Below are 553 nucleotides of genomic sequence, written 5' to 3' on the forward strand. Positions count from 1 at the left end.
GGTCGCGCGCCTCGCCCGCGCGCTCGACTTCGCCGGCGGCGTCGACGCCGTGCGCCTGTTCTTCAACCTGCCGCCGTCGGCCGACGCACTGATCCGCGAAGCGCTCAACGACGCGCGCGCCCTGCCGCCGCTCGGCGCGCAGCGCGCCTTCCTGCTGCGCGTGCAGCGCGAACTGCGCACGCAGCAGGCCGACGACGCCGGCGTACTCAGCAGCCGCGAACTCGACGTGCTGCGCGAACTCCATCGTGGCCGCTCGAACAAGGCCATCGGGCGCCTGCTCGGGCTGTCCGAGAACACGGTGAAATTTCACTTGAAGCAGATTTATCGCAAGCTCGGCGTCGATTCGCGCGTTGCGGCGCTGGCGGCGGCGCAGCGGCTGGCGTTGCCGCTCGATACCGCCTAGGTCGTTCTTGCTTTTTTTGCTCGTCATTCCTGCGGTTCTCAACAGCCGAAGGGCTGGTCAAGCAGGAATCCAGCTCTTGGCTCTGCTCGTTATCCCCGCATGCTCTTGGCGGGGATCCAGTGACTTCGCTTTTTTTGTTGGTTTCAGAGC

The 553-nt window shown here is 66.0% G+C and carries 1 protein-coding gene; it reads left to right on the forward strand.

Annotated features, from left to right (window positions below):
- Positions 1 to 403 (forward strand): LuxR C-terminal-related transcriptional regulator (locus D1012_RS22145; protein WP_199489614.1); only part of this gene is annotated, 403 nt, incomplete at its 5' end.
- Positions 404 to 553 lie beyond the last annotated feature (150 nt).

Source organism: Pseudotabrizicola alkalilacus (genome assembly GCF_003443995.1).
GTDB classification, from domain to species: domain Bacteria; phylum Pseudomonadota; class Alphaproteobacteria; order Rhodobacterales; family Rhodobacteraceae; genus Pseudotabrizicola; species Pseudotabrizicola alkalilacus.